The organism is Agromyces mariniharenae, assembly GCF_008122505.1.
In the GTDB taxonomy this organism is placed as follows: domain Bacteria; phylum Actinomycetota; class Actinomycetes; order Actinomycetales; family Microbacteriaceae; genus Agromyces; species Agromyces mariniharenae.
The window spans coordinates 550,692-575,679 of the sequence record NZ_VSSB01000002.1 but is presented as its reverse complement, the minus strand read 5'-3'; the positions used below and the strand labels follow the sequence as shown (position 1 = coordinate 575,679).

General features: G+C 71.8%; 27 protein-coding genes and 1 tRNA gene. 7 read left to right on the top strand and 21 right to left on the bottom strand.

Translation table 11 applies throughout. The annotated features are described in order from the left end of the window. Positions 1–187: 187 nt before the first annotated feature. The gene (locus tag FYC51_RS15970) at positions 188–1,801 is read left to right on the top strand and encodes a DivIVA domain-containing protein (RefSeq protein WP_148734766.1); all 1,614 of its coding nucleotides are present in this window, start codon (positions 188–190) and stop codon (positions 1,799–1,801) included. A 20-nt stretch (positions 1,802–1,821) separates the two neighbouring features. Beyond that, positions 1,822–2,886 carry an AI-2E family transporter gene (locus FYC51_RS15965; protein WP_148734765.1) on the top strand — a complete coding sequence of 355 codons (1,065 nt, stop codon included), beginning with the start codon at positions 1,822–1,824 and terminating at the stop codon, positions 2,884–2,886. Between the two features lie 58 nt (positions 2,887–2,944). On the opposite strand, the gene FYC51_RS15960 is transcribed toward FYC51_RS15965, so the two are convergent. The 9 genes from FYC51_RS15960 to rpsB all read right to left on the bottom strand — a co-directional run bounded on the left by FYC51_RS15960 (position 2,945) and on the right by rpsB (position 9,761). Then, positions 2,945–3,712: an alpha/beta hydrolase gene (locus FYC51_RS15960; RefSeq protein ID WP_148734764.1), complete on the bottom strand. Its 768-nt coding sequence runs from the start codon at positions 3,710–3,712 to the stop codon at positions 2,945–2,947. Further along, the gene (locus FYC51_RS15955; protein WP_187432696.1) at positions 3,709–4,017 is read right to left on the bottom strand and encodes a hypothetical protein; all 309 of its coding nucleotides are present in this window, start codon (positions 4,015–4,017) and stop codon (positions 3,709–3,711) included. The genes FYC51_RS15960 and FYC51_RS15955 overlap by 4 nt, the downstream gene beginning before the upstream one ends. A gap of 111 nt (positions 4,018–4,128) precedes the next feature. Then, a complete protein-coding gene (locus FYC51_RS15950) occupies positions 4,129–4,815 on the bottom strand; it encodes an aggregation-promoting factor C-terminal-like domain-containing protein (protein ID WP_238476418.1) in 687 nt (228 codons plus the stop codon). Between the two features lie 86 nt (positions 4,816–4,901). Then, positions 4,902–5,456 carry a DivIVA domain-containing protein gene (locus FYC51_RS15945; RefSeq protein WP_148734763.1) on the bottom strand — a complete coding sequence of 185 codons (555 nt, stop codon included), beginning with the start codon at positions 5,454–5,456 and terminating at the stop codon, positions 4,902–4,904. 20 nt (positions 5,457–5,476) lie between these two features. After that, positions 5,477–6,382, bottom strand: coding sequence for a phosphatidate cytidylyltransferase (locus FYC51_RS15940; RefSeq protein WP_238476417.1), 906 nt, complete (start codon positions 6,380–6,382; stop codon positions 5,477–5,479). An 87-nt stretch (positions 6,383–6,469) separates the two neighbouring features. Beyond that, positions 6,470–7,024: a ribosome recycling factor gene (gene frr, locus FYC51_RS15935; protein ID WP_148734761.1), complete on the bottom strand. Its 555-nt coding sequence runs from the start codon at positions 7,022–7,024 to the stop codon at positions 6,470–6,472. Positions 7,025–7,056: 32 nt separating this feature from the next. Next, on the bottom strand, positions 7,057–7,788 hold the full coding sequence (pyrH, locus tag FYC51_RS15930; protein ID WP_148734760.1) for a UMP kinase: 732 nt from the start codon (positions 7,786–7,788) through the stop codon (positions 7,057–7,059). 172 nt (positions 7,789–7,960) lie between these two features. Next, positions 7,961–8,791 (bottom strand): translation elongation factor Ts, encoded by an 831-nt coding sequence (tsf, locus tag FYC51_RS15925; protein WP_148734759.1) that lies wholly within the window; start codon positions 8,789–8,791, stop codon positions 7,961–7,963. Positions 8,792–8,828: 37 nt separating this feature from the next. Then, the gene (rpsB, locus tag FYC51_RS15920; RefSeq protein ID WP_148734758.1) at positions 8,829–9,761 is read right to left on the bottom strand and encodes a 30S ribosomal protein S2; all 933 of its coding nucleotides are present in this window, start codon (positions 9,759–9,761) and stop codon (positions 8,829–8,831) included. Between the two features lie 272 nt (positions 9,762–10,033). On the opposite strand from rpsB, the gene FYC51_RS15915 reads away from it, so the two are divergent. After that, positions 10,034–10,636, top strand: coding sequence for a M23 family metallopeptidase (locus tag FYC51_RS15915; RefSeq protein ID WP_187432695.1), 603 nt, complete (start codon positions 10,034–10,036; stop codon positions 10,634–10,636). Between the two features lie 66 nt (positions 10,637–10,702). On the opposite strand, the gene FYC51_RS15910 is transcribed toward FYC51_RS15915, so the two are convergent. The 11 genes from FYC51_RS15910 to FYC51_RS15860 all read right to left on the bottom strand — a co-directional run bounded on the left by FYC51_RS15910 (position 10,703) and on the right by FYC51_RS15860 (position 18,983). Next, the gene (locus FYC51_RS15910) at positions 10,703–11,620 is read right to left on the bottom strand and encodes a tyrosine recombinase XerC (RefSeq protein WP_148734756.1); all 918 of its coding nucleotides are present in this window, start codon (positions 11,618–11,620) and stop codon (positions 10,703–10,705) included. Next, positions 11,617–12,522 (bottom strand): phosphodiesterase, encoded by a 906-nt coding sequence (locus tag FYC51_RS15905; protein WP_148734755.1) that lies wholly within the window; start codon positions 12,520–12,522, stop codon positions 11,617–11,619. The genes FYC51_RS15910 and FYC51_RS15905 overlap by 4 nt, the downstream gene beginning before the upstream one ends. 52 nt (positions 12,523–12,574) lie before the next feature. Beyond that, on the bottom strand, positions 12,575–13,846 hold the full coding sequence (gene dprA, locus FYC51_RS15900) for a DNA-processing protein DprA (RefSeq protein WP_238476416.1): 1,272 nt from the start codon (positions 13,844–13,846) through the stop codon (positions 12,575–12,577). Further along, positions 13,843–15,384, bottom strand: a complete 1,542-nt coding sequence (locus tag FYC51_RS15895; RefSeq protein ID WP_148734754.1) for a YifB family Mg chelatase-like AAA ATPase — start codon at positions 15,382–15,384, stop codon at positions 13,843–13,845. The genes dprA and FYC51_RS15895 overlap by 4 nt, the downstream gene beginning before the upstream one ends. Then, the gene (locus FYC51_RS15890) at positions 15,384–15,740 is read right to left on the bottom strand and encodes a YraN family protein (protein WP_148734753.1); all 357 of its coding nucleotides are present in this window, start codon (positions 15,738–15,740) and stop codon (positions 15,384–15,386) included. Before FYC51_RS15890 ends, FYC51_RS15895 begins: the two co-directional genes overlap by 1 nt. A 118-nt stretch (positions 15,741–15,858) precedes the next feature. Next, positions 15,859–15,929, bottom strand: a tRNA-Glu gene (locus tag FYC51_RS15885). Positions 15,930–16,065: 136 nt separating this feature from the next. Next, positions 16,066–16,389 (bottom strand): DUF2469 family protein, encoded by a 324-nt coding sequence (locus FYC51_RS15880; protein WP_130352672.1) that lies wholly within the window; start codon positions 16,387–16,389, stop codon positions 16,066–16,068. A 6-nt stretch (positions 16,390–16,395) separates the two neighbouring features. Beyond that, positions 16,396–17,082, bottom strand: a complete 687-nt coding sequence (locus FYC51_RS15875; RefSeq protein WP_148734752.1) for a ribonuclease HII — start codon at positions 17,080–17,082, stop codon at positions 16,396–16,398. Position 17,083: 1 nt separating this feature from the next. Further along, complete coding sequence (gene lepB / locus FYC51_RS15870) at positions 17,084–17,830, bottom strand: signal peptidase I (protein ID WP_148734751.1); 747 nt, start codon at positions 17,828–17,830, stop codon at positions 17,084–17,086. An 89-nt stretch (positions 17,831–17,919) separates the two neighbouring features. Next, positions 17,920–18,267: a 50S ribosomal protein L19 gene (rplS, locus tag FYC51_RS15865; RefSeq protein ID WP_148734750.1), complete on the bottom strand. Its 348-nt coding sequence runs from the start codon at positions 18,265–18,267 to the stop codon at positions 17,920–17,922. Between the two features lie 197 nt (positions 18,268–18,464). Then, positions 18,465–18,983 carry a hypothetical protein gene (locus tag FYC51_RS15860; RefSeq protein WP_148734749.1) on the bottom strand — a complete coding sequence of 173 codons (519 nt, stop codon included), beginning with the start codon at positions 18,981–18,983 and terminating at the stop codon, positions 18,465–18,467. A gap of 87 nt (positions 18,984–19,070) precedes the next feature. On the opposite strand from FYC51_RS15860, the gene map reads away from it, so the two are divergent. Further along, positions 19,071–19,838, top strand: coding sequence for a type I methionyl aminopeptidase (map, locus tag FYC51_RS15855; protein WP_148734748.1), 768 nt, complete (start codon positions 19,071–19,073; stop codon positions 19,836–19,838). A gap of 4 nt (positions 19,839–19,842) precedes the next feature. Here the strand turns inward: map and nirD are convergent, their stop codons facing one another. Beyond that, positions 19,843–20,193, bottom strand: coding sequence for a nitrite reductase small subunit NirD (gene nirD, locus FYC51_RS15850; RefSeq protein ID WP_148734747.1), 351 nt, complete (start codon positions 20,191–20,193; stop codon positions 19,843–19,845). Positions 20,194–20,394: 201 nt separating this feature from the next. Here nirD and nirB point away from each other — a divergent pair, with 201 nt between their 5' ends. From nirB to FYC51_RS15835, 3 genes are read left to right on the top strand one after another with little or no spacing between them, the layout of a single operon-like run. Beyond that, positions 20,395–23,001, top strand: coding sequence for a nitrite reductase large subunit NirB (nirB, locus tag FYC51_RS15845; protein ID WP_148734746.1), 2,607 nt, complete (start codon positions 20,395–20,397; stop codon positions 22,999–23,001). After that, entirely contained in the window at positions 22,998–23,774 is a 777-nt protein-coding gene (cobA, locus tag FYC51_RS15840; RefSeq protein ID WP_148734745.1) for a uroporphyrinogen-III C-methyltransferase, read from the top strand. Before nirB ends, cobA begins: the two co-directional genes overlap by 4 nt. Further along, positions 23,771–24,901: a uroporphyrinogen-III synthase gene (locus FYC51_RS15835; RefSeq protein WP_238476415.1), complete on the top strand. Its 1,131-nt coding sequence runs from the start codon at positions 23,771–23,773 to the stop codon at positions 24,899–24,901. The genes cobA and FYC51_RS15835 overlap by 4 nt, the downstream gene beginning before the upstream one ends. Positions 24,902–24,988: the final 87 nt, after the last annotated feature.

The window sequence follows — 24,988 nt, the reverse complement described above, 5'->3', positions numbered from 1 at the left end:
TACCGGCGGTGTCTGGGAGGTTCCTAACCACCTCCTGAGCGTCGGGTCGGCCGCCATGCACCGCCGGCGACCGGCTCGCGCATCCCCCGCCGCCTGTGAACGGCGCGCACGGCGGATGCCGCGTGCCTCTACAATCGACACATCCCGCACGAGCCCCCACGAACGCGGGACAGAGCCCGGAGGAAGAATGGCCGTCGAAGAGACCGAGTTCACGCAGGTGTTCCGCGGATACGACAAGGACGAGGTCGACAAGAGCATCAATGGGCTCCGTCGCGACGTCATCAACACGAACAACCAGCTCGCCGAGCAGGGCAAGGAGAACAAGCGCCTCCTCGCCCGCATCGAGGAACTGACCGCCGAGCTCGAAGAGGTCGGCAGCCCCACGTTCTCGGGCCTCGGCACCAAGCTCGAGAACACGCTCCGGGTCGCCGAGGAGCAGTCCACCCGCCTCATCGCGCAGGCCGACATCGACGCCGAGAAGCTGCGTCGCGCCGCTGAAGACGAGGCGCACCTCATGCGCTCCGACGCGCACGAGCTCGCCGAGCGCACCCTCACCGAGGCGCGCGCGCAGGCGAACCGCCTGCTCGAGAACGCCCGCGCCGAGGTCGACGACATGGTCTCCCGCGCGCACGAGTCGAGCGAGCAGCTCCGGCAGGAGGCCGCGCGCGACGCCGCCTCGATCCGCGGGGCCGTCGCCACCGAGGCCGCAGAGGCCCGCTCCAGCGCGAAGCGCGAGGCGTCGGCCGCCGTGTCGTCGGCCGAGCGCAAGGCCTCGGAGATCCTGGTCGCCGCGAACACCGAGGCGAACGAGGCGCGCGCGACCGCCGCCGGCCTCGCGCAGGAGACCGAGCAGACCCGCGCCGAGGTCGCCATCGAGCTCGACCGGGCCCGTGCCGAGCTCGCCAAGGAGACCGAGCAGGCCCGCATCGACCTGGCCCGCGAGACCGAGCAGTCGCGCCTCGACCTCGAGCGCGAGACCGCAGAGGGTCGCGCCGACATCGAGGCAGAGATCAGCGAGCGCCGGGCGGCCCTCGTGCACGAGCTCGAGCAGGCCCGCACCGACCTCGACAAGGAGCTCGAGGGCGGTCGCGCCCAGCTCGCGCAGCAGCAGGAGCAGGCCAAGGTCGACCGCGAGCGCGAGGCCGAGGCCGCGCGCCTGAAGCTCAAGCACGAGCTCGAGCGCATCCGCGCCAAGCACGCCGCCGACCTCGACCAGATGCGCGCCGACCTCGCCCTCGAGCAGGAGCAGGCCCGCGCCGACTTCGAGGCGGAGTCCGAGCAGTCGCGCATCGACCTCGACAACCAGCTCACCGCGATGCGCAAGAAGACCACGCACGAGGTCAACCGACTGCGTCGCGAGGTCGAGAAGGCCCGCCTCGACCTCGAGGCCGAGCTCGCCACCAAGCGCGACGAGGCCGAGCAGGAGCTCCTCGCCGCCCAGCAGGAGGCGACGGCGCAGACCCAGAAGTTCCTCGACGAGGCGAACGCCGAGCTCGCCGAGACGAACTCGCGCACGGCGGAGACCCGCGCCGAGGCCGACCGGCTCGAGGCGAAGGTGCGCAGCGAGATCGCCGTGGTCCGCGACAAGGCCGACGAGGAGGCCCGCGACCGCGTGGCCGCCGCGCACGACCAGGCGCGCAAGCTCATCGCCGACGCCGAGGAGCGCACCCGTGCGCTCGTGGCCGACGCCGAGGACCGCCTCTCCCAGATCAAGATCGAGCGCGACGCGGTCGCGGGCTACTTCGAGAGCCTCCGCGGCGTGCTCACCCAGGCCGAGCAGGTGGCTGCGGACAACCGCTGAGCCGACGGGCGGCCGGCCCCATGAAGATCCAGAACGCGTTCCGCATCGGCCTCATCGGAACGCTCGGGGTCGGGGTCGGCCTGCTCATCCTCATGTCGATCGCGAGCCTCTCGACGATCATCGCGTACATCGGCGCGGCACTCTTCCTGGCCCTCGGCCTCGATCCGGCGATCAGCTGGCTCGAGCGCCGGGGGCTTCCGCGTTGGTCCGCGATCCTCATCGTGATGACCGCCGTCGGCCTCGTCGTCGCGGCGCTCGTGCTCGCGGTGGTGCCCATCGTGGTCGACCAGGTGAGCCAGCTCGTCGACGAGATCCCGTTCATCGTGGCGCGCGTGAACTCGCAGGACTGGATCGAGAGCCTGCAGGAGCAGTTCCCGCAGGTCCAGGTCGACGAGATCAGCCGCCAGGTCACCACTGCGGTGAACGAGTTCGTCACGAATCCCGAGAAGCTCAGCGAGCTCGCCGGCGGCGTGCTGCAGGTCGCGGTCGCGATCGGCGCCGGCCTCTTCGCCGTCGTGATCGTGTTCATCCTCACGCTGTACTTCGCGGCGTCGCTGAACAGCATGAAGCGCGCGACCTACCAGCTCGTGCCGGCCTCGCGGCGAGAGCGGTTCGCCGACCTCACCGAGCAGATCACGCAGTCGGTCGGCCGCTACGTGGCCGGGCAGGTGTCGCTCGCGGCAGTCAACGGGGTGCTCAGCTTCATCTTCCTGTCGATCATCCAGGCGCCGTTCCCGGCGGTGCTCGCGTTCCTCGCGTTCCTGTTCTCGCTGGTGCCGCTCGTCGGCACGGTGACGGGCTCGGTGATCATCGTGCTGGTCTGCCTCATCCCGGGGCTCGGCTCGCCCGTCACGGCCCTCGTGGCGGCGATCTACTACCTGGTCTACATGCAGGTGGAGGCCTACGTGCTGAGCCCGCGCATCATGAACCGGGCGGTGAAGGTGCCCGGTGCACTCGTCGTCATCGCGGCACTGGCCGGCGGGGCGCTGCTCGGCATCCTCGGCGCCCTCATCGCGATCCCGGTCGCGGCATCGTTCCTGCTCATCATCAAGCAGGTCGTGATCCCGCGGCAGAACGAGCTCTGAGCGGAGCGGCGGAACCCGCCGAGGGGCGTCGTGGCCCGACTCGGCGACGCAGCCCGACTCAGTCCGCAGGAGGGGCCGGCGGCGTCGCAATCGTGGGCGGCCAGGTGGTCGGCAACGGCAGCGCCGACGGGTTGACGGCAGCCACGATCTCGTCGAGCACGCGGCGGGTCTGCGACTCCCCCACCCAGAGGTGCCGGCCGCCTGCGACGTCGACGCGGCGCAGCCGGGGCAGCACCGCGAAGCGCTCCGCAGCCTGGTCGGGCTTCAGGTAGTCGTCGTGCTCGGGGATGACCGCGACGATCGGCGCGGCCGAGCCGTTCCAGCGTCGCAGTTCCTCGTCGGTCGTGCGATGCAGCGGCGGCGACAGCAGGATCGCGCCCGCGATGCCGTGCTCCAGCCCGTACTTCAGTGCGAGCTCGGTGCCGAACGACCAGCCGACGAGCCACGGGTTCGGCAGTCCTCGCGCCGCGACGAAGTCCATCGCCGCGGCCACGTCGGCCCGCTCGGCCACGCCCTCGCCGAACGCGCCCTCGCTCGTGCCGCGCGGCGACGACGTTCCGCGCGTGTTGAATCGGAGCACCGCGAGGTCGGCCAGCGCGGGCAGCCGCGCCGCGGCCTTGCGGAGGATGTGCGAGTCCATGAAGCCGCCGGCGGTCGGCAGCGGATGCAGCGTGACGAGCGTCGCGACCGGCGGGCGATCGACAGGGGTGGCGAGCTCGCCGACGAGGCGCAGGCCGTCGGCCGTGCGCAGCTCGATCTCCTCGCGGATCGCGGGCAGCTCGACGCCCGCGCGGATGTCGACAGGGGTCGTGTCAGGGGCGTTCACCGGGCGCCGATCCTCCAGCAGTGCGTGTGCCAATGACGCCGCGCCGCGAGGTCGGCGGCGTCGCCCAGCACGCCGTCGGCGCGCCAGGTGACGAGGTGCGCCACGCCGGGCGACACCTCGAGTCCGCAGCCCGGGCAGATGTAGGCCTTGACGGCCTGCGCCTCCGAGACGGGCTGCACGTTCCATTCGCGACCGCCGCGCACCTCGGTGCGTCGCCAGCCGGCGGTGAGCCGATCCACGTCGAGCTCGGGGTGCTCCTCGCGAGCACGGGCCGCACGACCGCGTGATCGGTTCGAGCGTGCCATGGGTTCCAGTCTAGGCGGGGCGCGGCATCCGCCAGCTCGTCGACCGCCGCCGGACGGCGCGGCGCAACGCACGTCGAGCGGACGTCAGCGCAGCGATCGGGGTGGAGCCCGTCAGTACCAGCCGACGTCCTGCGAGTGCGCCCACGCGCCGCACGGCGCCGCGTAGCGGCCCTGGATGTAGCCGAGGCCCCACTCGATCTGCGTGGCCGCGTTCGTCTCCCAGTCGGCGCCGGCCGTGGCCATCTTCGACCCGGGCAGGGCCTGCGGGATGCCGTAGGCGCCGCTCGACGCGTTGTAGGCGTTCACGCGCCAGCCCGACTCCTTGCTCCACAGCGCGACGAGGCAGTCGAACTCGGTCGACGGCCAGCCGCGCGCGGCGACGGCGCCGGCCGCGTAGGCCTGCGCCGAACCGGGGTCGGGGGTGATCGCCGGCGGGGCCCAGCCGCTCGACGCGGACGTCGATGCCGGTGCGAGCTTCACTTCGGGCTTCTTCTCGACGACGTAGCCCTCTTTGGAGACGTCGATCGTGTACTCGCCGTCGACGTCGAAGGCCTGCACCTCGGCGCCGCCGAACCGCTCGCCGCGCTTGGCGAAGTCGGGCGAGGCGGTGGCGCCCGAGAACGGGTCGACCACGTTCACGAGCAGGAAGCTGACCGACGCGACGAACGCGAACACGACGGTCGCGCCCTGCTTGACGGCGCTGCGCGCCGACGTGCGCGGTGCGGGGCCCGAGGTCGAGCGCGCCGCGGCCGGAGCGGCGACGGGAGTCGTGGAACGGCCGATGGACGGTTGACGCACGGGTGTCGTCGAAGCTTCGTTCCCGGAATGCCTGCCCACGATTCGTCGAGTGTATCGGAGCGATCGTCGCCGAGTCGAACCGGATGTCAACGGACGGCGAGCATGACGTCGACGACGGCGTCGAGCACGAGGTCGACCTGCGATTCACGGTACCCGCCGCGCTGGGTGGTGAAGACCACCGTGCGCACGTCGTCGATGGAGATGGGCCATCCGTCGCGGAAATAGCGGGTGAGCTTGTCGGCGAAGCGGTCCACCTCGCGCACGCGGTAGCCGAGCGCGAGCGGGCTGACGCGGTCGAAGCGCTGGCCCTCGGGGCGTGCGAGCCGGTTGGAGACCACCTGCGCGGTCGTGCGCGCCTCGCTGAGCCACGCCTCGCTGCCGTGCAGGCGAGCGGCGACCTGGCGCTCCTCGGCCGCGAACGCGTCCTCGAGGCGCTCGAGCGCCGCGTCGACGTGCGCCGTGGAGTACCCGCCCTTCTGCATCGCGAACGCGGTCAGGCGGATGCGCTCGGACGAGAGCGGCGGGTCGTCGTGACGAGCAGTGCCGTCGTACGCGCGACGGGCCACTTGCAGGAACTCCTCGACCTGGGCGGTGTTGTATCCCAGCTGAGGCTTTCTGGCGCGAGGGAAGGTCGAGTCCACCGGACCATTATCGCGGACGCTCAGCCGAAGATCCGGAAGGCCACGAACGCAACCGCCGCCGACGGCAGGATCGAGTCGAGCCGATCGAGGAAGCCGCCGTGCCCCGGCAGCCACGAGCTCATGTCCTTGATGCCGATGTCGCGCTTCACGAGGGACTCGGCGAGGTCGCCCAGCGTCGCCGTGAGGAAGATCGCGGCCCCGAAGATCAGGCCGAACCACCACGTGTTGCCGAGCATGAAGAGCGAGAGCAGCACGCCGGCGACGAGGCTGGCGCCGGCTCCCCCGGCGAAGCCCTCCCACGTCTTCTTCGGGCTGATGACCGGTGCCATCTTGTGCTTGCCGAACATGAGCCCGAACGCGTAGGCGCCCACGTCGGCGGCGACCGCGATGATGATGAACGCGAGGGTCCACCACTGCCCGCCCTCGGCCGCGGTCAGCACGACCGTGAACGTGGCGAGGAGCGTCACGTACCCCTGCACGAAGACGCCGGCCGTCAGGTCGCGCAGGAGGCTCGCGCCGGTGCGTCGCCGCGACGGCACCGCCTGCTCGACGAGCCGCCACGCCGAGACCACCACAATGGCGCCGAGCACGGCGAGCAGCTGCCCGCTCGCGCCGCCGTAGTACGCGATCGGGATCGCGATGACCGCGGCGGCCACCGTCGGGATGCGCGGGACGTCGAAGTCGCCCTTCCGCAGCGCCTGGCTGAGCTCCCACGCCGCGAAGCCCGCGAGCACCACGGCGAAGAGCATGAACAGCTCCTTGATCACCAGGAGGCTGAGCAGCAGGAGGCCGCCGAACGCCAAGCCGATGATGATCGCCAGGATCAGGTTGCGGCCCGTGCGGGCCTTGATCTTCTCCTGCGCCTGGTCGAACTGCGCCTTCGACGCCTCGAACTGCTTCTCGAGGTCGGCCTTGCGGGACTGCACTTGCGCGCGGAACTCATCGCGCGAGGTCCGTTCATGCCCCCCGGCGTCCGACCTGTCATCCCCTGGGACGCCCGACATCGTGCTCCCTCAGACCTCGAGGAGTTCGGCTTCCTTGCGCTTCAGCGCATCGTCGATCGCGTCGACGTTCGCCTTGGTGATGTGCTCGAGCTCCTTCTCGCCGCGGGCCACCTCGTCGTCGCCGACCTCGCCCTTCAGGGCGTCGAGGTCGTCCTTCGCCTTCCGACGGATGTTGCGCACCGACACGCGGGCATCCTCCGCCTTCGAACGCACGATCTTCACGTACTCGCGGCGCCGCTCCTCGGTGAGCTCGGGCAGGGTGACGCGGATGATGTTGCCGTCGTTGTTCGGATTCGCCCCGAGGTTCGGCATGTCGCGGATCGCCTGCTCGATGTCCTTCAGCGCGCTCTTGTCGTAGGGCGTCACGACGAGCGTGCGCGCCTCGGGGTTCTGCAGCGAGGCGAGCTGCGAGAGCGGCGTCGGCGTGCCGTAGTAGCTCACCATGATCTTCTGGAAGAGCTGGGGATTCGCCCGCCCCGTGCGCACGGTGGCGAAGTCATCCTTGGCGACTTCGACGGCCTTGTGCATGCGTGCGGTGGCATCGGAAAGTACATCCGCGATCACGGGGGCTCCTTCTGTTCGCTGCTCGGGACAGTCTATCGAGTGGACACCGGCACGCCGTTGCTCACGATCGTGCCGAGTTCGGTGCCGAGGATGGCCTTGGTGACGTTGCCGCTCGGCTCCATGCCGAACACCTGCATGGGCATGCCGTTGTCCATGCACAGGCTGAACGCCGTCGAGTCGACGACCTTGAGGCCGCGCTGCAGCGCCTCCTGGTAGCTGATGCGGTCGATCTTGTGGGCGTCGGGGTTGGTGCGCGGGTCGTCGGAGTAGACGCCGTCGACGCCGTTCTTCGCGACGAGCACGACGTCGGCGCCGATCTCGAGCGCTCGCTGCGCGGCGACCGTGTCGGTCGAGAAGTAGGGCAGGCCCGCGCCGGCGCCGAAGATGACGACCCGGCCCTTCTCGAGGTGGCGCTCCGCACGGCGCGGGATGTAGGGCTCGGCGACCTGCGTCATCGAGATCGCCGACTGCACGCGGGTCTCGGCGCCCGCCTGCTCGAGGAAGTCCTGCAGCGCGAGGGAGTTCATGACCGTGCCGAGCATGCCCATGTAGTCCGCCCGGCCGCGATCCATGCCGCGCTGCGAGAGCTCGGCGCCGCGGAAGAAGTTGCCGCCGCCGACCACGATCGCGACCTCGACGGTGCGCGCGGCATCCGCGATCTCTCGTGCGAGTGCGCTCACGACGTCGGGATTGACCCCGAGCGCTCCCCCGCCGAACGCCTCCCCGGAGAGCTTCAGCATCACCCTGCGCTTGCGTTCCGTCATCCCCGACCGTCCCTTCGTCCCCGTGTCAAAACTAGTGGTTCACCGGCCCCGACGCAGTGCCGGTGCCGGATGTCGCACGGCGTGCCACTCGGCCGCGGCACGTGGCGGCGGCATCCGCGCATGGAAAAGGGAGCCCGGATCGCCTGTGCGATCCGGACTCCCTCACCTCGACTTACGCGCCGACCTTGAAGCGAGCGAAGTCGCTCACCGTGAGGCCCGCGTCCGAGAGCACCTTGCCGACGGAGACCTTGTCGTCCTTGGCGTAGGGCTGCTCGAGGAGGGCGACCTGCTTGAAGTAGGCACCGAGGCGACCCTCGATGATCTTCGGCAGGGCGGCCTCGGGCTTGCCCTCGTCGCGCGTGATCTGCTCGACGATGGCACGCTCCTTCTCGACCGCGTCCGCCGGGACGTCCTCACGCGTGAGGTACTCGGGGTTCGCGAACGAGATGTGCTGGGCCACCGAGCGCGCGGTCTCCGCGTCGTCGCCGGCGTAGCCGAGCACGACGCCGACCTGCGGGGGCAGGTCCTTCGACGTCTTGTGCAGGTAGATCGAGAACTGCTCGCCCGTGACGAGGCGGATGCGACGGAGCTCGACCTTCTCGCCGAGGATCGCGGCCTCCTCGCTGATGACGTCGGCGACGGTCTTGCCCTCGGCCGGCGCGGCCAGTGCGGCCTCGACGGTCTCGGCGCGGGCCGCGGCGGCGGCGGCGAGCACGCGGTCGGCGAGGCCGACGAACTTGTCGCCCTTGGCGACGAAGTCGGTCTCGCAGGCGAGCTCGATGAGCGTGGCGGTGCCGTCGCCGTTGTCGACGGCGGCGACGAGACCCTCGGCGGTGGAGCGGTCGGCACGCTTCGCGTTGCCCTTCGCGCCCTTCAGGCGGAGGATCTCGACGGCCTTCTCGAGGTCGCCGTCGGCCTCCACGAGTGCGTTCTTCGTGTCGACCATGCCGGTGCCGAGGCGCTCGCGCAGGGTCTTGACGTCTTCGAGGGTGAAGTTGGCCATAGTTGTCTCCTGGACTTGTGGTCGTAGGTGGAGTGGATTACTTGGACTCGGCGGCGGCGGCGCCCTCGGCGTCCGCCTCCGACTCGGTCGCGGCGATCTCCGTCGCGGCCTCGTCGACGACCTCGGCCGCCTCGGCCTTCGCCTCGGCGACGGTCTCCGCGACATCCGCGGTCTCGGCCGACGCCTGCTCGGGGGTGGTCGCGCTGCCGGCCTGGAGGAGCTCCTGCTCCCACTCGGCGAGCGGCTCGACGGCCGAGACGTTGCCCTCGGCCTCGGGCTTCTGGTGACGCTCGATGAGGCCCTCGGCGGCGGCGTCGGCGATGATGCGGGTGAGCAGGCTCACCGAGCGGATCGCGTCGTCGTTGCCCGGGATCGGGTACTGCACCTCGTCGGGGTCGCAGTTGGTGTCGAGGATGCCGATGACGGGGATGCCGAGCTTCTTGGCCTCGTCGATCGCGAGGTGCTCCTTCTTGGTGTCGACCACCCAGAGCGCCGACGGAGTCTTCGACAGGTTGCGGATGCCGCCGAGCGACTTGTGCAGCTTGTCGAGCTCGCGCTTCTTGATGAGCAGCTCCTTCTTGGTGAAGCCGCTGGTGGTGCCCTCGAAGTCGAGCTCCTCGAGCTCCTTCATGCGCGCGAGGCGCTTGGAGACCGTGGAGAAGTTGGTGAGGAGGCCGCCGAGCCAACGCTGGTTGACGTACGGCTGGCCGACGCGGGTCGCCTGCTCGGCGATCGACTCCTGGGCCTGCTTCTTCGTGCCGACGAAGAGGATGGTGCCGCCGTGGGCGACCGTCTCCTTGACGAAGTCGTACGCCTTGTCGATGTAGGCGAGCGACTGCTGCAGGTCGATGATGTAGATGCCGGAACGCTCGGTGAAGATGAAGCGCTTCATCTTCGGGTTCCAACGGCGGGTCTGGTGCCCGAAGTGCACGCCGCTGTCGAGCAGCTGGCGGATGGTGACGACGGCCATGAGCCGTACTCCTTTGTTCTCAGTTGTCGCTCGCGCCGGCGGCGCGGAGCCCTGGTGCCCGGCACGGCTCCGCCTGCTCGGCTGGGAACCAGCGCTTCGCGGGACTGAGTGGAGTCGGTGGCCGAATGGCACGCGTAGTCACCCCGGCGGGCCGAGGTGCATCGGATACTCTACCACGGCACCCGTCCTCCCCAGCCCGCGCGCGGGCGTCGGCGGTCCCCGGTGCCACCGCATGCGAGCACGGATGCCGCGTGCCCGGCCAGCATCGGCGCATGACCGTCACCGCAGCCTCCTCCCCTCCTCCCGAACGCTCGTCAGCCGCTCGCCGGTCCCGGCGGATCGGCGCACTCGCCGCGCTCATCCTGAGCCTGCTCGTCGGCGCTGCGCTCGTGTCGATCAGCCCCGGCGCGGCCGGCGCGTTCGGACTCCCATCGGCCGTCGTCTCGGCTCCCCCGGCGGTGGCCCCGCCGGTGCAGTGGCGTTGGCCGGTGCCGCCGCCGATCCGCGTCGTCTCGCCATTCAGGGCACCGGCTTCGCCGTACGCCTCCGGTCACCGCGGCATCGACATCGTGGTGGAGCGGGGCGCGACGATCGTGGCGCCCGAGTCGGGCACTATCAACTTCGCCGGTGCGGTGGCCGGGCGGAACGTCGTCGCGATCGACCACGGCGGCGGGATCGTGAGCGCGATCGAGCCGGTCGACGCGCTCGTGAGCCGGGGCCAGGCGGTCGCGGCCGGCGACCCGATCGGCGTCGTGTCGGCGGGTGGCCATTGCGATTCGGGCTGCGTGCACTTCGGCGTGCGCATCGACGGGGAGTACGTCTCGCCGTTCCTGTTCCTCGGCGGCATCCCTCGCGCGGTGCTGCTGCCGTCCTGAGGCAGTGCTCTCCCGGCGACGCACCGTGCCGGGAGAGGCCCCGGGTCCGGGATTCCCGCCGACGACTCAGGCGCGCGGATGCGCCGTCCGGTAGCTCTGCTTGAGCCGCTCCGCCGAGACGTGCGTGTAGATCTGCGTCGTGCCGAGGCTGGCGTGCCCGAGGAACTCCTGCACGGCGCGCAGGTCGGCGCCGCCGTCGAGCAGGTGGGTCGCGGCGCTGTGCCGGAGGGCGTGCGGGCCGCCCGGACCGGAGCCGGGGATGTCCTCGAGGAGCGACGCGATCTGCCGATGCACGCTGCGGACGCCGAGGCGGCCTCCCCGCACTCCGAGGAACACGGCCGACGTCGTCGGCGCCGCTTCCGCACCCGCGACCAGGGCAGGACGTGCGGACTCGAGGTAGCGGTCGAGCGCGCGTGCGGCGGGTGCGCCGTACGGGACGACGCGTTGCTTCGCGCCCTTGCCGGTGACCAGCACGGTGCGCCGACGACGGTCGACATCGGCGAGGTCGAGCCCGACGAGCTCCGACACGCGCAGCGCAGCGGCGTAGAGCAGCTCCGCGATCGCGGCGTCGCGAACCGCCACGGGGTCGCCGTCGGCCGCGCGGGCCGCGAGCGCGGCCAGCGCGTCGGCGAGCGCATGCTCCGTGACCACGCGCGGCAGCGTGCGCTGCGCCCGCGGCGCCTTGAGCCGTGCGCCGGGGTCGGCAGCGATCAGGCCGCGCCGGTGCAGCCAGGCCGTGAAGCCCCGAGCGGATGCCGCGCGACGCGCGATGCTCGCGCGCGCGAGTCCGCGCTCGGTCGCCGCCCAGAGCCAGTCGCGGAGCAGCCCGAGCTCGAGGCCGGCCGGGTCGTGGACGCCGCGCTGCTCGGCGAACCCGATGAGGTCGACGAGGTCGGCGCGATACCCGGCGACGGTGTGCGCGGAGTACCCGCGCTCGGTGCGGACGTGCGCGAGGTAGTCGTCGAGGGCGCCGTCGAGGGTCATGACCCCTCGGGCTTGCGCGAGAAGCGATCGAGCCGGCCCTCGGGTGAAAGCCCCTCGACCTCCGCGAGGAAGGCCTCGCCGAAGCTCGTGACGACCGGGAAGGGGCCGAGCGGCACGACGATCGTGACGTGCGAGTCGTCGTACACGTGCACGACGTCGAACGACCGGCCACCGTCGACGCCGACGAGCTCGCGCGGCGGCGCGGAGAGGTCCATGGTGTACGCCGTGGCGCCCGCGACCGAGACGGGGATGCCGGCGAACTCGCCGTTCGTCGGGTAGTGCAGGTGCCCGCCGAGGATGAGCCGGATGCCGCGACCCCGGATCACTTCGGCGAGCGCGTCCTGTCCGCGCAGCTCGAGCACGTCCATGAGCGCCAACGGCGTCGCCAGCGGGGCGTGGTGCATCGCGAGGATGGTGCCCTCGGGCGCAGGCTCGGCGAGGACGCGGTCGAGCCATTCGAGCGAGGCGTCGTCGAGGGCGCCGTGATGCCAGCCGGGCACGCTCGTGTCGAGCGCGATCACCCGGAGTCCGTCCAGATCCACGACCTGGTTGACCGGCTCGTCGGAGGCCGGCTCGCCGAGCAGGCCCTCGCGGAACGCACCGCGCGCGTCGTGGTTGCCCATGACCCACACGACCCGGGCGCCCGACGACGCGGCGAGCGGATCGACGAGCTCGCGCACGCGCCGGTACGCGTCGGGCTCCCCGAGGTCGGTGACGTCGCCGGTGACGACGATGGCGTCGAGGCGGTCGCCGAGCCGATCGAGCTGGGACACCACCTGCCGCAGGGCGCCGACCGTGTCGGCGCGGCCACCGAGGGGCGCCCCGCCGTGGAGCAGGTGGGTGTCGCTCACGTGGGCGATGACCCGCCTCGCCGCCGGATACCTGCCGAGCTGCTCCGCCATGCCGACCTCCTCGCGGTCAGCCTATGGCGTGCACCGGATGCCGGCCCGATGGTCACCCGGCACGCCGCCGACGCCAGCCACGCGCGTCCCGCACGGCGACGCCCTCGGCCTCGAGCGAGCCGAGCACCGACATCACCTCCGTCACGGCCAGGCCGGCGCGACGCGCCACGTCGGCGAGCGGCCGCGGCGTGCGGCTACTCAGGGCGTCGAGGACGCGGATCAGCCTCGGGTCGGCGCGATCGTCGGGGAACGAGGCCGTCATGCCGCGGTCGCCGGATCCCGCTTCGCCGTCCACGTCGATGCCGAGCTCGCCGCTCCAGCGCGGTCGACCGCCGGCCGTCACGAGCTCGGCCATCTGGTCGGCGTCGACGACGCAGACGGCGTCGAACTCGCGCAGCAGCCGGTGGCATCCGGCCGAGGCCGGACTGGTGACCGGCCCCGGCACCGCGCCGAGCGGACGTCCGAGGGCGGCGGCGTGCCCGGCCGTGTTGAGCGAGCCCGAGCGCATGCCCGCCTCGAGCACCACGGTCGCCTCGCCGGCCGCGGCGATCAGCCGGTTCCGCTGCAGGAATCGCCATTTCGTCGGCGCCGCGCCGCAGGGCAGCTCGGCGACGACGGCGCCGGACTCGGCGATGCGCGCGAGCAGCGACTCGTGCCCGAGCGGGTAGTAGCGGTCGACCCCGCCCGCGAGGAACGCCACCGTCGTGCCGTCGCTCGCGAGCGCGGCGCGGTGCGCCATGCCGTCGATGCCGTACGCCCCGCCCGACACGATCGCGAAGCCCCGGTCGACGAGCCCCGCCGACGCCTCCATCGTCACGTGCTCGCCGTACCCGGTGGCCGCGCGAGCACCCACGAGCGCGATGGTCGGTTGCGTCCCGGCGAGTGCTTCGACACGACCTCGGACCCACAGGGCGAGCGGAGCATGCGCGCCGAGCTCGTCGACGCCGCTCGGCCAGCAGGCGTCGCCCGGCACGAGGAGTCGCGCGCCCACCCGCGCGGCCTGGGCGAGCGACGTGACGAAGCCCCGATGGTCGAGTCGCGGAAGCCAGCGGTCGCGCGCCGAGCTCGCCTCACGTTCGTCGAGGTCACCACCGGCCTCGACGACCGCGTCGACCAGCGCCTCCGCGGGTGCTCGGGCGAGCAGGCGCTCGGCGACCGCCGGCGCGCCCGCGGCGGAGATCGCGCGCCCGAGCACGCCGTCCCCCGGTTCGGCGATGAGTCCCAGCACTGCGCGTGCGAACGCGTCGAGCGATGGTTCCTCGCCGCGGCGCACGACGGCGAAGTCTGCCGCGGACTCCCGTGCGGCTTCGGTCAACAGCTTCACTGGTCGAATCCCCTCCTCAGGAACAGTGCGCGGCCGACATGCTCCCGGGTGGGCGCGACCGCGCCCCCGAGGTCGGCCAAGGTCCACGCCGTCTTCAGCACGCGGTCGTAGCCGCGCATCGTGAGGCCGCCGAGCTCGAGCGCCCGGTCGGCCGCGGCGCTCGCCCGACCGCCGGGATGCAGGCGACCGGCTCCGCGCATCCACGGGCCCGGCATCTCCGCGTTGGTGCGCCAGGGCGTGCCCCTGAGCCGATCGCGTGCGACCTCCCGCGCCGCGACCACACGGGCCCGCGCCTCGGCGCTCGACAGGCCGGGCCGATCGACGGCCAACCGCAGGCCGGCTGCCGTGATGCGCGGCACCCACACCTGCAGGTCGATGCGATCGAGCAGTGGTCCGGAGATGCGCCCGAGATACCGACGACGCATGATCGGCGTGCACGTGCACTCCACGCCCTTCAGGCCGTGGTTGCCGCACGGGCACGGGTTCGCCGCCACCACGAGTTGGAAGCGCGCAGGGAAGGAGGCCACCGAGTTCGCCCGATGGATGCTGATGGTGCCCGACTCGAGCGGCTGCCGCAGCACGTCGAGGACAGCCGACGGGAACTCGGGCGCCTCGTCGAGGAAGAGCACGCCGTGCGAGGCGCGCGACGCGGCACCCGGACGGATCAGGCGGCTGCCGCCGCCCACGATCGCGGCGGCCGTCGCGGTGTGGTGCGGTGCCTCGAACGGTGGCCGTACCGAGAGGGCGTCTCCAACCGAGCGGCCCGCGAGCGAACGGATCGACGAGACCTCCAGTGCCGCGTCGGGAGGCAGGTCGGGCAGGATGCCGGGCAGCCGGGAGGCGAGCATCGTCTTGCCGGCACCTGGCGGGCCGAGGAAGTAGACGTGGTGCCCGCCTGCCGCGGCGGTGAGCAGCGCGTCGACCGCGTCGTCGTTGCCCGCGACGTCGGCCAGGTCGCCGGCCGGCGCCTCGGTGTCGTCGCCGCGCGCCGTCGCCGCAACCGGCTCCACCGGTCGCTCCTCGAACTCGCCGCCGTGCCGGATGGCCGCCTCGAGCAGCGACGCGACGCCGATCACCTCGACGCCGGGCACGAGCGCCGCCTCGGCGGCGTTCGCGCTCGGCACCATCACGGTGTCGTGTCCGGCGCGCGACGCCGCGAGGACGGCCGGGAGGATCCCGTCGATCGGGCGCAGCCGCCCGTCGAGGCCGAGCTCGCCGAGGTGCACGACGCGATCGACGGACTCGACCGACACCTCGCCGGCCGCGGCGAGGCACGCCACAGCGATCGCGAGGTCGAAGCCCGATCCGTGCTTCGGGAGCGCGGCCGGCGAGAGGTTCACGGTGAGCTTGCGCGGCGGCAGCGGGCAACCGGCGTTGGTGGCCGCCGACCGCACGCGTTCCCGCGCCTCGGCGAGGGCCGCGTCGGGCAACCCGATGATCGAGATGCCGGGAAGCTGCGACGAGAGGTCGGCCTCGACCTCGACGATGGAGCCCGCGAGCCCGAGCAGGGCGACCGAGCGGGTGCGTGCCACCGGCATCAGCCGATGCCCTCGAGGTGCTCGATCATGGCGGGCGCCTCCGTCGGCGCGAGCACGGCCACGGCGTCGATGCGGATGCGGGCCACCGGGGCATCCGTCGCCTCGCACCAGGCCACCGCGAGGCGTCGCAGGCGCGCGAGCTTCAGCGGCGTGATGGCCTCGAACGGATGCCCGAAGTCGTGGGTGGTGCGGGTCTTCACCTCGACGAACACCGTGTCGCGGCCGTCGCGCGCGACGATGTCGATCTCGCCGAGCCGGCAGCGCCAGTTGCGCTCCACCACCGTCATGCCGCGACCGAGCAGGTGGTCGACCGCGAGCTGTTCGCCGCGCCGACCGAGTTCCGCGTTGTGGGCCATCCGCACCACCTCCGCGACCAGCGTGGCGGCGAGCGGGCGCACGGAACCGAGGTTCGACGCGCAGGTCAGACGGAACTCGGGAGGCCCTCGATTGTCGAGGACGAGTGCGGATCAATCGACGCGACGGCGGGATTCGAACCCGCGACGCACCCGATAGAGCATGTGCCCCGGTCCACCCGGAACGTCGCGATGCGGCGATGTTACCTTTTCGTTATCTTTCGCCGCGAGTCCTCCTTTCGGAGGACACGGAGGCCATTCGGCGAACACGAGGCCCCGGCCGAGGACGACATCGACGACCCGACGATTCGCCCGCGAAACCCGCAGCTCACTCGTCGAGCGCGAGCTCCTTGGGCAACTCGAACTCGCGCGTCGCGAGCTCCTCGACGTTCACGTCCTTGAACGTGAGCACGCGCACGGACTTCACGAACCGGTCGGCGCGGTAGACGTCCCAGACCCAGACGTCCTTCATGTTGAGCTCGAAGTAGAAGTCGTGCTCGGTGTCGCGGCGCACCAGCTCCACCTCGTTCGCGAGGTAGAAACGCCGCTCCGTCTCGACCACGTACTGGAACTGCGACACGATGTCGCGGTACTCCCGGTACAGGGCCAGCTCGACCTCTCGGTCGTAGTCTTCGAACTCGTCCTCATCCATCGTGGATCATCCTACGCCGAGCTCGAACAGCGCCGGCTCCGCCTCCGCGGGGCGCTCGTGCAGCCAGGTGTGGCGGTGCAGGTCGCTCGGCCCGTGCTCGTCGAGGGCGGCGAAATGGCCGCGGCTCGAGTACCCCTTGTTCTCGTTCCAGCCGTACAGCGGCAGCTCGTCGTGGGACCGTCGCATGCCGCGATCGCGATGCACCTTGGCGATGACGGATGCCGCGGCCACCGACGCGCAGTCGCGGTCGGCCTTGATGCGCGTCGACACCTGCACCCGGTGCTCGACCGAGGCGCTCAGCCAGTCGTAGTTGCCGTCGAGCAGCAGCGGCGTGCCGAAGGCGATCTCCTCCGCCGCGGTCAGCGCCGCGAACGCCCGGGCGCCGGCGAGTCCGAGGCACGCCATGATGCCGAGCTCGTCGATCTCCGCGGCGGATGCCTCGCCAACCGCCCAGCCTCGCACCCACGCCGCGGCGCGCGGCGCCATGGCCTCTCGCTTGGGCTCGGCGAGCAGCTTCGAGTCGCGGAGCCCCGCGGGCATGCGTCGCACCGTCGGATCGATGAGCACGAGCCCGACCGTGACTGGTCCGGCGATCGCCCCCCGCCCGACCTCGTCGCACGCGAGCACCAGTCCGGCGCCCGTGTCGAAGAGCTCGCGCTCGACCTTGAGGTTCGGGATCGCCGACGGGCTCATCTCAGCCGGCCCCCTCGTCGACGCCCGCGAACACCTCGGGGTAGTTGCCGAGCCACGCCCAGTGGTCGATCGGCCAGCTCACCACGAACGCCCGGCCCACGACGTTGTCGATCGGCACGAAGCCCTTGAGCGGCGTCTCGGTGTTGTAGCGCGAGTCCTTGGAGTTGTAGCGGTTGTCGCCCATGACCCACAGGGAGTCGTCGGGCACCGTGACGTCGAAGTCGTCGCGCGAGACCTTGGTCTCGCCTGGCGGCAGCGCCACGTAGGGCTCGTCGAGGGGCACGCCGTTGACGCTCATCTGGCCGAGCGCGTTGCAGCAGATGACGTGGTCGCCGGGCAGGCCGATGACCCGCTTCACGAGGTGGTCGTTCGAGTCGGGCGCCGACAGGCCCACGAACGCGAGGAACCAGTCGACCGCGGCGATGAGCGGCGGCTGCTCGGTCTCTGCGCGGGCCGGCAGCCAGCCGCCCGGGTCCTTGAACACGACGACGTCGCCGTGCTCGATCGGCGTCACCTCGGGCACCAGCTGGTTCACGATGATGCGGTCGTCCATGACCAGGGTCTCCTCCATCGACTGCGATGGGATGAAGAACGACCTGATGAGGAACGTCTTGATGAGGAACGAGACGAGCACCGCCACCAGGAAGATGACGAGCAGGTCTCGCAGGAAGAGCAGCGTGCTCTTCTTCCTGCGTGCCGATGTCGAGCCCGCGCGGTCGATCCGCGTGGTGCTGATTTCTTCTGTCATTTAACCGCCCGAGCTCCCCACCCAGTCTAGGGGTGGGGAGCTCGGGGAAATGACGCGATGGCCCGCGACGCGCGGACGGATGCGACGGATCAGCTGTCGCGCTTCTCCTTGATCTTCGCCTTCTTGCCGCGGAGCTTGCGCAGGTAGTAGAGCTTCGCGCGGCGGACGTCACCGCGGGTGACGATCTCGATGTGGTCGATGATCGGCGAGTGCACCGGGAACTTGCGCTCGACGCCGACCTGGAAGCTGACCTTGCGGACCGTGAAGGTCTCGCGCACGCCCTCGCCCGAACGGCCGATGACGACGCCCTGGAAGACCTGGATGCGCGAACGGTTGCCTTCGACGATGTTGACGTGCACCTTGACGGTGTCGCCGGGGCGGAAGTCGGGGATGTCCGACTTCAGGCTCGCGGCGTCGACGTGGTCGAGGATGTGCATGATGGTTCGCTCTCTGCGCCCGCCACCGGTCGAACGCGGATCATGGATTGGAAGTGTCTGGTGCCGCCCGCGCGATCTCTCGCGCTGTGCGTGCTCCCCGGAGGCAGAGTCCTGCGGCGGCACAATCCTCTATTGTGCCATGTCGCGGCGCCGCACGCCAAAGCGGGCCGACGGATGCCGCCGCCCGCCGCCTGCGATCAGTCGCGGACCTCGTGGATGATGATGACGTCGTCGCCGTCGTCGCCGTACGGCGGGCGTCGCGCCGACGGACCGCCCGCGGCATCCGCGCCGGACGCACCGGACTGCTGCGCGGCGAGCCGCTCGAACTCGGCCATGCTCGCCTGCACGCGACGCGCCCCATCGGACACGAGCTGCCAGATACTGCTCCAGAACGCGCCGATCGCCAGCAGGATCGCGAGCACGCTGAGGATCGCTGCGGTCTCACCGTAGAAGCCGACCCCGATGATCGAGAGGTGCCAGGCACCGACGACGGCGACGTCGACCCACGACACGGCGCGCTCGGCGCGGACGGTGGGGCGCGCCCACACGAGCAGCGCGATGATGCCGAGCGAGATGAACGCGACGGGCACCGTGATGATGAGGCCCAGCGTGCCCCAGCCGCCCCCGCCGTAGATCGCCCAGCCGACGCCGAGCCAGACGGGCAGCACGACGACGGCTGCGACCAGCCACCTGAGGAACGCCCGCCGGATGAGCATGCGAGAAGCGTATCGCCGCTCCCTGCGCGTCGGCCGGGTGTTCACTCAGGGCGGACCCGACAGAATGGAGGGCGGAAAGGGAAGAGCGTGATCGAACTGAGGACCCCGGCCGAGATCGAGCAGATGCGTCCGGCCGGCCGCTTCGTGGCCAGCGTGCTGGAGGCGACGGCGCAGGCCGCGGCCGTCGGCGTGAATCTGCTGGAACTCGACGCACTCGCGCACGAGATGATCCGGAAGGCCGGCGCCGAGAGCTGCTACATCGACTACCACCCCTCGTTCGGCGCGAGCCCGTTCGGCAAGGTCCTCTGCACGTCGGTGAACGACGCCGTGCTCCACGGCCTCCCCCACGACTACAAGCTGCGCGACGGCGACCTGCTCAGCCTCGACTTCGCGGCCGCCGTGGACGGCTGGGTCTCCGACTCGGCCGTCTCCATCGTGGTCGGCACTCCGCGCGACGAGGACCTGCGCCTCATCGACACGACTCGTCGGGCGCTCGACGCCGGCATCGCCGCCGCGCGCCCCGGCAACCGGATCGGCGACATCTCGCGGGCGATCGCGGATGTCGCGAAGGCCGAGGGCTACTCGATCAACACGGACTTCGGCGGCCACGGCGTCGGCCGCACCATGCACGGCGACCCGCACGTGCCGAACAACGGACGCCCCGGACGCGGACTGCCGTTGAAGCCGGGACTCGTCGTCGCGATCGAGCCGTGGTTCCTCGAGACGACCGACCGCATCTTCACCGACCCCGACGGGTGGACCCTCCGGAGCGCCGACGGCTCCCGCGGCGCCCACTCCGAGCACACCATCGCGGTCACAGAGGGCGACCCGATCGTGCTCACGCAGCGCGGCTGAGCCGTCAGGCGTCGAGCTCGACCTCGATCATGCCGCCCACCACGCGCGTGCGATAGGTGCGGAGCGCGAGCGACGCGTCGGTGAAGCACGCGCCGGTGCCGAGGTCGTAGACCTGCTTGTGCAGCGGCGAGGCGATCGTCGGCCGGTCGCCGCGCGAGCCGACGATGCCACGGGCCATCACGGGCGCTCCCGTGTGCGGATCGTGGTGGTCGACGGCGTAGACCTCCTCGCCGCCCACGCGCACGAGCGCGACCTGGCGGGCGCCGAGCAGCGCGACCTCGCCCCAGCCGGGCTCCAGGTCGTCGAGCTCGCACGTGCGCTCCCAGGTGGTCGTCATCTCGATCGTCGGCACCATGGCGGTCTCCCCTCGTCCTGCCGACGACGCTAGGTCCGGGGTGTTTCCCCCGCGGCATCCGGGTGTTACCTCGACGTGAAACTCCCCTCACATCGGCACCCATCGCATGTGCGGATGCGTGCCCACGCGGTTACGTCGCCGTAACAGGGCGGAAACGGGCCGGTCGTAACGTCGCCTGCATTCCCAGCCATGGAGGCCCCCATGACCGAGACCACCCACACCCCCGCCGGGGTCCGCGACGTCGTCATCGTCGGCGGCGGACCCGCCGCGCACCGCCTCGCGGACAGCCTGCACGCCCGCGACGAGGAGCGCACCCTGCGCGTGACCGTCGTCGGCGAGGAGCTGCACCGCCCCTACGACCGCGTGGCGCTCAGCACGAGACTGGCGGATGCCGCGGCCGACCTCACGCTCGAGCCCACCGCGATGTGGGACGAGGGGCACACCCGGCTCGTCACCGGCGAGCGCGTCGTCGCCGTCGACGCGGCCGCGCGCACCGCGACCACGTCGAGCGGACAGGTGCTGCCGTGGGACGAGCTCGTGCTCGCCACGGGCTCGAGCGCGCCGGTACCCGACCTGCCGGGGCGCGATCACGCCCGCGTCTACCGCACGATCGACGACGTCGACGCGCTCGTCGCCGAGACGCAGGAGCTCGCCGCGCGCCACGGACGGCCCGCGCAGGTCGTCGTCGCCGGCGGCGGGCTCCTCGGCCTCGAGGCGGCCGGCGGCCTCGCGAAGCTCGGCGCGCACGCCGCCGTGGTGCACTCGGGCGGCTGGCTCATGTCGGCCCAGCTCGACGAGGGCGCCGGACGCGCGCTCGGCCGGATCATCGCCGGACAGGGCATCGGCCTGCACCTCGGCACGCGGCCGGCCGAGGTCGTCGTCGAGGACGGCGCGGTCGTGGCCGTCCAGCTCACCAACGGGCGCCTCATCGCGTGCGACCTCATCGTCTTCGCGATCGGCATCAGCCCGCGCGACGAGCTGGCGCGCGACCTCGGGCTCGAGCTCGGCCCGCGCGGCGGCGTCGCGATCGACACCTCCTGCGCGGCATCCGTCGCGAACATCTGGGCCATCGGCGAGGTCGCGAGCTTCGAGGGCCGCTGCACCGGTCTCGTCGCGCCCGCGAACGCCATGGCCGAGGTCGTGGCCGACCGACTGCTCGGCGGCGCTGCGGAGTTCACGAGCGTCGACGACGCCACGAAGCTGAAGCTCTCGGGCGTCGACGTCGCGAGCTTCGGCGACGCGCTCGCCCGCACCGAGCAGGCGCTCGAGATCGTCTACGCCGACCCGGCTCGCGGCCTCTACCAGAAGCTCGTCATGACCGACGACGCGAAGACGCTCCTGGGCGGCATCTTCGTGGGCGACGCGTCGCCGTACGCTTCGCTGCGCCCGATGCTCGGCACCGAGCTGTCGGCGGAGCCCGCCGCCTACCTGTCGGCCTCGGGCATGGAGGCGCCGGCGGGCGACGAGCTCCCCGCGGCCGCGCTCGTCTGCGCATGCAACAACGTCACCGCCGGCACGATCCGCGATGCGGTGAACGGCGTCGGCCACGAGGAGGGCTGCACCGAGCTCGGCGCCCTGAAGACGTGCACCCGGGCGGGCACCCAGTGCGGCTCGTGCGTGCCGCTCGTGAAGAAGCTGCTCGAGTCCGAGCTCACGAAGTCGGGCCAGGCCATCTCGCACGCGCTGTGCGAGCACTTCGAGCTCTCGCGCCAGGAGCTCTTCGAGAGCGTGCGCGTGCTCGAGCTCACCTCGTTCGAGGAGATCATCGGCCGGCTCGGCACCGGCCGCGGGTGCGACGTCTGCAAGCCGGTCGTCGGCTCCATCCTCGCGTCGCAGCACGGCTCGTACATCCTCGACGGCGGCCGCGGCGGCCTGCAGGACACCAACGACCGCGCCATGGCGAACATGCAGAAGGACGGCACGTACTCGGTCGTCCCGCGCATCCCGGCCGGCGAGGTCACGCCCGAGAAGCTCGCGGTCATCGCGCAGGTCGCGATGGAGTTCGGGCTCTACACGAAGATCACGGGCGGCCAGCGCATCGACCTGTTCGGCGCCCGGCTCGACCAGCTGCCCGACATCTGGAGGATCCTCGTGGACGCCGGGTTCGAGTCGGGCCAGGCCTACGGCAAGTCGCTGCGCAACGTGAAGAGCTGCGTCGGCTCGACCTGGTGCCGCTACGGCGTGCAGGACTCGGTCGCGATGGCGATCAAGCTCGAGCTGCGCTACCGCGGGCTCCGCTCGCCGCACAAGCTGAAGTTCGGCGTCTCGGGCTGCGCGCGCGAGTGCGCGGAGGCCCGCGGCAAGGACGTCGGCGTCATCGCCACCGACCAGGGCTGGAACCTCTACGTCGGCGGCAACGGCGGGTTCCAGCCGGCGCACGCGCAGCTGCTCGCGAGCGACCTCGACGACGAGACGCTCATCCGCTACATCGACCGCTACATGATGTACTACATCCGCACCGCCGACCGGCTGCAGCGCACCGCGCGCTGGATGGAGGACCTGGAGGGCGGCCTCGATCACGTGCGAGAGGTCGTCGTCGAGGACTCGCTCGGCCTGGCCGAGGAGCTCGAGGCGGCGATGGCCAAGCACGTCGACACCTACGAGGACGAGTGGGCGGCGACCCTCGCCGATCCCGAGCGGCTCCGACGGTTCCGCTCGTTCGTGAACGCACCCGGCACGCCCGATCCGTCGGTCGCACGCGTCCCCGAGCGCGGCCAGTTCCGCCCGGCCACCGCCGAGGAGCGGGAGCGCGGCGAGGCCGTGCTCGTCGCCGGCGCCACGATCCCGGTTCGGGGGGCCGACGCATGACCGGCCGGGTGACCCTCGTCGGCGGCGGCCCCGGCCGCGAGGACCTGCTCACGCTCGCCGCGGTGCGGGCGCTCGCGGCCGCCGACGTCGTGCTCTACGACCGGCTCGCCCCGCACGAGGGCCTGGCCGAGCTCGCGCCGCACGCCGAGCTCGTCGACGTCGGCAAGCGACCCGGGCACCACGCCATCCCCCAGCACGAGATCGAGGCGCTCCTCGTGTCGCACGCCCTCGCCGGGCGGCACACCGTGCGCCTCAAGGGCGGCGACCCGTACGTCCTCGGCCGCGGCGGCGAGGAGGTGCTCGCGTGCCACCGCGCCGGCGTGCCGGTCGAGGTCGTCCCCGGCGTGACGAGCGCCGTCGCCGTGCCGGGCGCCGCCGGCATCCCGCTGACGCACCGCGGCGTGAGCCACCTCTTCACGGTCGTGTCGGGCCACGCCCCGCTCACCGACGCGGAGCTCGAGCACCTCGCGGGCCTCGGCGGCACGATCGTCGTGCTGATGGGCGTCAACTCGCTGCCCTCGCTCACCGCGGGTCTCGCGCGCGCCGGCATGCCCGCCGGGATGCCCGTCGCGATCATCGAGCGCGGCTTCAGCGCCGACCAGCGCACGACCGTCGGCGACCTCTCCGACATCGTCTGGGCGGCTGGGCGCGCGCGCGTCTCGTCGCCGGCCGTGGTCGTGGTCGGCGAGGTCGTGCGCCTGGCCCACGACGGCGACGCCGCGGCATCCGAGCTCATGGAACGCGCGGCGGGCTACGCGGCGGTGGCCGCGTGACCGACGTCATCGAGTGCGCGCCGGGGTTCCGGCCCGACCAGCTCGCCGGATTCCGCATCGGCGTCACGAGCGACCGGCGCTCCGCCGACCTCATCGACGCGCTCGCCCGACGCGGCGCGCAGGTCGTGCACGCGCCGACGCTGCGCATGACGAACGCGCTCTCCGACGACCCCGTCATCGCCGACACGCGCGCGATCATCGCGGCGCGGCCCGACGTGCTCCTCGCGACGACCGCCTACGGCGTGCGCCGCTGGTTCGAGGTCGCGGATGCCGCGGGGCTGGGCGAGGACCTCGTCGACGCGCTCGCCGACACGGCCATCCTCGTGCGCGGGCCCAAGGCACGCGGCGGCGTGCGAGCCGCCGGCCTCAACGACGTGGGCATGAGCGCGGAGGAGACCACCGAGTCCCTCATCGACGAGGTGCTCGCGAACTACCCCGCGGGACTCACGGTCGCGGTGCAGCTGCACGGGTTCCTCAACCCGTCGCAGCTCGACCGGCTGCGCGACGCGCACGACCGCGTGCTCACGGTCGAGCCGTACCGGTGGGTGCAGCCCGACGACGGCGACGACCGCGTCGACCGGCTCATCGAGGCGGCCTGCACCGGCGGCCTGGACTGCATCACGTTCACGAGCGCGCCCGCCGTGCACGCGCTGTTCGGCGCCGCGGAGGCGCGCGGCCGGTACGACGACCTCGTCGACGCGATGTGCGGGCCCGTGGTCGCCGCGGCCGTCGGCCCCGTCACCGCGCAGCCGCTCGTCGCCGCGGGCATCGTGCCCATCCAGCCCGAGCGCTTCCGCATGGGCGCCCTCATCCGGCTCGTCTGCGAACACCTGGAGTCGACGCGCGTCCTCCGGCTCGACACACGGCACGGGCCGCTCGCGCTGCGCGGCTCGGTCGTCGACGTCGACGAACGACGGGTCTCACTCGCCCCGGTCGCGCTCATGATCCTCCGCACGCTCGTGCAGGCCCGGGGCTCGGTCGTGGGCCGCGACCGGCTCGCGTCGGGCCTGCCGGGCACGAACGACGAGCACGCCCTCGAGGTGGCCCTCAGTCGCCTGCGGCAGACCCTCGGGGTGCCCGGGCTCATCGCCACCGTCGTCAAGCGCGGGTACCGCATCGATGTCTGACCACGACCTCACACGGACGCCCGTCCCGGGTGAGCAGGTGGAGACGCAGGGTTTACCACCGGACCGATCCGAGGAAACACGTCGCCC